We start from the raw sequence: 5,554 nt of genomic DNA, 5'->3' as shown, positions 1-5,554 counted from the left end.
CAGTATGCCCACTGAGGGTCATCGGGCGGTCCAGGTGCGGGCGGCGGGGATGATGTCCTCGACCGGGGGGACTTCGGGGTACCAGGTGCGTTCCCACTCCAGGGAGATCCAGCCGTCGTAGCCGGCCTCGGACAGGGTGTCGTGGACGGCGTCCAGGGGCACGCCGCCCTCGCCGAGCGGGACCGGGGTGGGGTCCTCGGCGGAGGCCGCGTCCTTGATCTGCACGTAGCCCAGGTGGTCGCGCAGGGCGGCGTACGTCTGCGCGGGGGTCTCGCCCGCTCGCCAGGTGTGCAGGATGTCCCAGACGGCCCCGGTCGCGCCGGGCTCGTCCGCCGCCGCGAGGAGCCGTCGTACGGCCGCGCCCGTGGGGTGTGAGTCGTGCGTCTCGACCAGCACCCGCACGCCCGTCTCGAGCGCGTGCGGCGCGATGGCGCGCAGCCGCCGCGCGGCCCGTTCGTCGTCCTCGGCCGAGCCGTCCCCGCCGGGGAACACCCGGACGAAGGGCGCGCCCAGGTCGGCGGCCAGGCTCACGTCGGCGCGCAGCGCGCCGAGCACGGCCTCGTCCGGACCGTCGGCCGCGATGCGCACGTATCCGGAGATCGCCGCCGCCCGCAGCCGGGAGCGGGCCAGCAGGCCGCGCGCCCTGGCCCGCTCCGGCTGGCCCATCTCCGCGTGGACGCCGGTGTCGGGATGCGCGCGCAGTTCCAGCCCGTCGCAGCGCCCCATCACGGCGATCAGGCAGGCGTCCTGCAACCCCGCGCCCGGCATGCCGAGGGTGGACACGGCCAGTGGCCACGGTGCCGTCATGGCAGCCTCCTGGTGCTCTCGCGGATGACGACCTCGGCGGCGACGGACTCGGTGGCCACGGCCTCGGTGCCCAGCGCCAGTTCGACGGCACGTCTCCCCATGCCGGCCAGCGGCAAACGTACGGTCGTGAGCCCGGGGGTGAGATCGCGCAGGGTGGGGATGTCGTCGAACCCCGCGACGGAGATCTCGCCGGGCACGTCCGCGCCGGCCGTGCGCAGCGCGGCGAGCGCCCCGGTCGCCATCACGTCGTTGACCGCGAACAGGCAGGTCACGTCGGTGCCCTCGGACCACAGCCGGGCCGCCGCGGCGTACCCGCCGTCGCGGTCGAACGCGCCGGGCACCACCCGCGGCGGCGGCAGGCCCAGCGCGGCGAGCCCTTCGGCGAACCCGGCGAGGCGGTCGGCGGCGGTGACCAGCCCCGGCGGGCCGGACAGTACGGCGAAGCGGGTGTGGCCGAGCCCGGCCAGCGCGACGGCGAGCGCCCGCGCGCCGGTGCGGTTGGCGGGCACGAGGGTGTCCACGCCCAGCAGGTCCTGGCCGATCACCGCGGCCCGGCCGCCGCTCGCGGCGAACCGGCCGAGTTCGGTGCGCAGCCGCAGGGTCACCGCCTCGTCGTCGGTGCGGCTGCCCGCGAGCACGATGGCCCGTACCCGCTGGGCGCGCAGCGTGGCGACGTACCCGATCTCGGCCTCGGGGTCGCGGAAGGTGGTGCCGACCATGACCGTCAGGCCCCGGGCGTCGGCGGTGCGCACGACCGCGTTGGCGATCTCGGCGAAGTACGGGTCGGACAGATCGTGGACCACCAGGCCGAGGACGTCGCTGGCGCTGCGGGCCAGGGCCTGGGCCGCGCGGTTGGTGGTGTAGCCCAGCTCGGTCGCGGCGCGCTGGACGCGTTCGCGCAGGACCTTGCCCACCTGGCGGGTACTGCCGTTGAGCACGCGTGAGGCGGTGGCCAGTGACACTCCCGCCCTCCGGGCGACATCTTCGAGTGTGGCGTCTCGCGGCATGCCTGCCCTTTCGGATAATCGGACGACCGGAAAGCGTTTCCCCCGAAAAATCCGGCGCACGGTCCCCGCCGTGCCTCAGTGCCGCTTGATCCGGCGCGGCGAGGGCAGGTCGTGACGGCCGGAGACGAACTCCTGAACGGCGATCTTGGCACGGATCACCGGGTGCCGCCAGCGTTGTTCGCGGCGTAGCGCGCGGGCCATCTTGCCGGGGTTGGGCCGGCTCGCTTCGGGGGCGAAGGACCAGCGCGCCCACGGCGATGCGGGGCGGGCCAGCCGTACCGCGCCGACGACCAGCAGCACCGGCACGAACAGCCCCACCAGCCCGGTCCAGATCTTGCCCTTGAGCAGCGTGGCGACCGCGAGCAGCAGGTTCGCCACCAGGACGCCGGGCGCGAAGAACGGCAGCGTGCTCAGCGGCAGCGTGCTCAGCGGCTCGGGTAGCTCCCAGGCCAGCGGACGCAGCCCGATGAGCAGCATGCCGGTCACCGCGACGGCCACGAAGACGGCGTCTACGGAGGCCCGGCCCTCCTCCGACCAGTAGACGTCGCGCAGGTGCAGGATCAGCGCGAACTCGTCGAGCACCAGCGCCGCGCCGACGCCGAAGACGGCCGCGGTGACCGCGTGCCAGGCCTCCGAGCCCTCCGCCACGACCAGCCCGGACACACCGCCGAAGAGCATCAGCACCACGCCGAACACCACGTGGTGGACGTGGACGTCGCCCACGTTGACGTTGGAGAACCACCAGCGCACCCGGGCCCGGATCAGCCGCACGTTGATGCGGGTGAACACGAACGCCAGGATCAACGCCGCGAAGAAGCAGAACAGCGGCAGTCTGCCGCTGTCCACGATGCGTGCCGCGAACCAGTCCCCCATTTATCGCCCGCCTTCGATGGTAGGCCGGTCCGGCGGGCGGTGCGGACGTCCGTCAGGCCGGGAATCCGCCAGGCCAGGAATTCGCTAGGCCAGGAATCCGCGCAGCAGCGCGGCGGTGGCCTCCAGGTGCTCGGCGACCGCGCGGTAGGCCGCCGCCGGGTCACCGACCAGGATCGCCGTGACGATGGCCCGGTGCTGGACGGCGGCGTGGTCGATGTTGGTCTGCAGGATCGGGATCGCGTTGAGCAGGTGGGCCACCCGAAGGCGTGCGTCGGCGCACGCGCCGGCCAGCAGCGTGGAGCCGGTGAGTTCGGCGATCGACAGGTGGAAGGCGGTGTCCAGGCGGCGGTAGTCGTCCGGGCCGGACCCGTCGACGTCGGCCAGGCGGCGGCAGAGGGTGTCGCGCTGGTGCGTGGTGAGCGTGGCGGCGGCGAGGACCTGGGCCGCGCCGCACTCGACCGCCATCCGGAAGTCGAGCGCGTCGGCGAGGCCCTGTCCCATGTCGGCGACGGCCTTTCGCAGGTCGGCGGGTTCGGCGCCGGCCTCCCGGTAGATCACGAAGGCGCCGCCGTACCGGCCGCGGCGCACCTGGAGGTAGCCGGCGTCGGCGAGGTACTTGATCGCCTCGCGCAGCGTGACCCGGCTGATGCCGAGCCGTACGGCCAGTTCGCGTTCGGCCGGTAACCGATCCCCCGGCGGCACGACCCCGAGCTTGATGGCCCGCAGCAGTCGCTCGACGGTCTCCTCGAACGCGTTTCCCGCACGCACCGGCCGCAGCACGGCGTCCAGTCGCGGTGAGTTCTCCAATATCACCTCCTGCCCTTGCCAACATACCCCCTGGAAATCGTCAATGGTCTGTAAATGTTCCAATGAGGCGGCCGACCGCTGCCGGTCAGAGCACGAAGTCGCGCAGCCAGATGTAGACCCAGGCCAGCACCGCGCTGAGCGCCGTGACGATGATGCCGTACCGGGTGAACTGCCAGAAGCTGATCCGGTGCCCGGTGCGGGCGGCGATCCCGATCGCCACGACGTTCGCGCTGGCGGCCACCGCGGTGCCGTTGCCGCCGAAGTCCGCGCCGAACGCGAAGGCCCACCACAGCGGCTGCCCGACCCCCGGGTCGGGGACCTGCGCGACCAGGTCCTCCACGATCGGGGTCATCGTGGCGACGTAGGGGATGTTGTCGAAGAACGTGGCGCTACGTGATGGACAACCCCTTCGGCACCGCCCCCGCACTCGAACGGGGATCGGGGGCCGGCCGAGTTCCACTGTGTCGGCCAAGGGCATTGCGGGCCGGTAGCGGTTCGGTCACGCTGGGTTGTGACCGAACGGTCGCATGGGCGAAGTGTGGCTATTTGTCGCCTTTAGTGGCGTATGGGGCTTAAGGTGCCGTTTATGCGTATCCGATCCCCGGGGTCACCGGGCCCGGTGATCGCGGTGTTGACCGCGATTCTGCTGGAGTTGCTGCGGGCCTTCGGGCCTTCCGCCGGCTCGACGGCGGCCGGGGCGGGCGTCGCAGCGGGTGTCCTGGCCGCATCCGTGCTGGCCGGGCCGCTCGGGCGGGTGCTCGGTGACTCGGCGGTCATCGTCTCGGTGGCCGGGCTGGTCGCGGCCCGCCTGGCGCTCCAGGCGTTCGAGGCCCCGCCGTACGCGCTCGGGCTGGCCGCGGTCGTCCTCGGGATGATCGCGCTGGTGCTGACCGTCGGCGGGGCCGAGGGAGGGGCCGCCGCGGCGGGCCTGCCCACCGGGATCGCGCTGGACGTCGCGGTGCGCTCGCTGTTCTTCAGCTGGGACGTGATCTGGCAGCCCGGCCCGCTGCCCTGGGTCGTCACCGGCGCGCTGTGCGCGGCGGCACTCGTGCTCGCCTGGAAGGTGCCGCGCGGCGCGATACCCGCCGGGCCGCGTGCCTGGGTGGTCGGACCGTTCCTCGGGCTGGCCACGCTCACGATGGGCAGCCCGGCCTTCGCCGCCTCGCAGGCGGGGGTGCCGCTTCCGGCCGCGTCCGGGGTGCTGATCATCGGCGCGCTCTTCGCCGTCGTCGTGGCCGGGGAGGCCGGTCACGCGGCGGCGCTGTGGCGGCGCAGGGTCCTTTGGGCCGCCGGGCCCGCGCTGGCCGGCGCGCTCACCGCCGCCATGCTGGCCACCGGCCCGGTGGTCCTGGCCGCGCTGGCGGCGGCCCAGCTCTGCGCGGCGCTGCTGCTGGCCCGCGCCCTCGCCGGAGACGGACGCGAGGGGGTCGGCTGGGCCGGGCTCGCGGCGGGCCTGGGCTTCGCCGTGGTCGTACTGCCCTACCAGGCCCACCAGGAGACGCCGCTGGGCGTGCCCGGCCTGGTCTGGCCGCTGGCAGGTACGGCGATGCTGGCCCTCGCCGCCCACCTCGGCCGCCCCAGGGCCCAGGGGGCGGTCGCGCACGAGTTCCATCTGGCGGGCGGCTGCGCGGTGGCGCTGCTCGCCCCGGTGATCGCGCTGGTCACCACCCCCGCCCCTGCGGCCAAGACACCGGCCCGCGCGCAGTTCAAGCTGCTGTCCTGGAACGTCCAGAACGGTGTCACCGGCGCGCCGGCCGTCGATCCCGAGGCGATCGCGCGGCTGATCGAGGAGCGCGACCCCGACGTGGTGATGCTCCAAGGGGTCGCCAGGGGCCTGCCCGCCGCCGCGGGCGTCGATCTCGCCGAGTGGCTGACCAGGCGGCTGCGTCCCGTCTCGCGGGTCTGGGCACCCGCCGCGGGCCGGCAGTCGGGCAACCTGATCCTCACGCGGGTGCCGCTCACCGGACGGGGAGCCGGCGGCGGCCCGCCGTCCGCGACCGGGACGATGACCCTCCCCGGCGCCCCCTCCGAACCGCGCGGGAACGGGCGGCCCGTCCACC

General features: G+C 74.0%; 6 protein-coding genes. 1 reads left to right on the top strand and 5 read right to left on the bottom strand.

Translation table 11 applies throughout. The features are described 5' to 3' along the window. Nucleotides 1–18: 18 nt before the first annotated feature. The 5 genes from C1I98_RS34360 to C1I98_RS34340 all read right to left on the bottom strand — a co-directional run bounded on the left by C1I98_RS34360 (nucleotide 19) and on the right by C1I98_RS34340 (nucleotide 3,846). Nucleotides 19–807 (bottom strand): sugar phosphate isomerase/epimerase family protein, encoded by a 789-nt coding sequence (locus C1I98_RS34360; protein ID WP_111171496.1) that lies wholly within the window; start codon nucleotides 805–807, stop codon nucleotides 19–21. Then, entirely contained in the window at nucleotides 804–1,814 is a 1,011-nt protein-coding gene (locus C1I98_RS34355) for a LacI family DNA-binding transcriptional regulator (protein WP_111171495.1), read from the bottom strand. The genes C1I98_RS34360 and C1I98_RS34355 overlap by 4 nt, the downstream gene beginning before the upstream one ends. Nucleotides 1,815–1,889: 75 nt before the next feature. After that, nucleotides 1,890–2,687, bottom strand: a complete 798-nt coding sequence (locus C1I98_RS34350) for a hypothetical protein (RefSeq protein WP_111171494.1) — start codon at nucleotides 2,685–2,687, stop codon at nucleotides 1,890–1,892. An 84-nt stretch (nucleotides 2,688–2,771) separates the two neighbouring features. Further along, the gene (locus tag C1I98_RS34345; protein WP_111171493.1) at nucleotides 2,772–3,494 is read right to left on the bottom strand and encodes a FadR/GntR family transcriptional regulator; all 723 of its coding nucleotides are present in this window, start codon (nucleotides 3,492–3,494) and stop codon (nucleotides 2,772–2,774) included. Between the two features lie 85 nt (nucleotides 3,495–3,579). Beyond that, entirely contained in the window at nucleotides 3,580–3,846 is a 267-nt protein-coding gene (locus tag C1I98_RS34340; protein ID WP_233508426.1) for a hypothetical protein, read from the bottom strand. Between the two features lie 234 nt (nucleotides 3,847–4,080). Between C1I98_RS34340 and C1I98_RS34335 the strand changes: the two genes are divergently transcribed. Continuing rightward, nucleotides 4,081–5,554, top strand: a 1,474-nt coding sequence (locus tag C1I98_RS34335) for an endonuclease/exonuclease/phosphatase family protein (RefSeq protein WP_146607819.1), incomplete at its 3' end; no start/stop codon positions are given.

Source organism: Spongiactinospora gelatinilytica (assembly GCF_003236385.1).
Taxonomy (GTDB): Bacteria; Actinomycetota; Actinomycetes; order Streptosporangiales; family Streptosporangiaceae; genus Spongiactinospora; species Spongiactinospora gelatinilytica.
The sequence above is the reverse complement of the archived record's forward strand: the minus strand, read 5'-3'. Positions and strand labels throughout refer to the sequence as shown.

Excerpts from the sequence above, each read along its gene's own strand:
- C1I98_RS34360 (WP_111171496.1), bottom strand. The coding sequence starts at position 807 with ATGACGGCACCGTGGCCACTGGCCGTGTCCACCCTCGGCATGCCGGGC.
- C1I98_RS34355 (WP_111171495.1), bottom strand. The coding sequence starts at position 1,814 with ATGCCGCGAGACGCCACACTCGAAGATGTCGCCCGGAGGGCGGGAGTG.
- C1I98_RS34350 (WP_111171494.1), bottom strand. The coding sequence starts at position 2,687 with ATGGGGGACTGGTTCGCGGCACGCATCGTGGACAGCGGCAGACTGCCG.
- C1I98_RS34340 (WP_233508426.1), bottom strand. The coding sequence starts at position 3,846 with ATGACCCCGATCGTGGAGGACCTGGTCGCGCAGGTCCCCGACCCGGGG.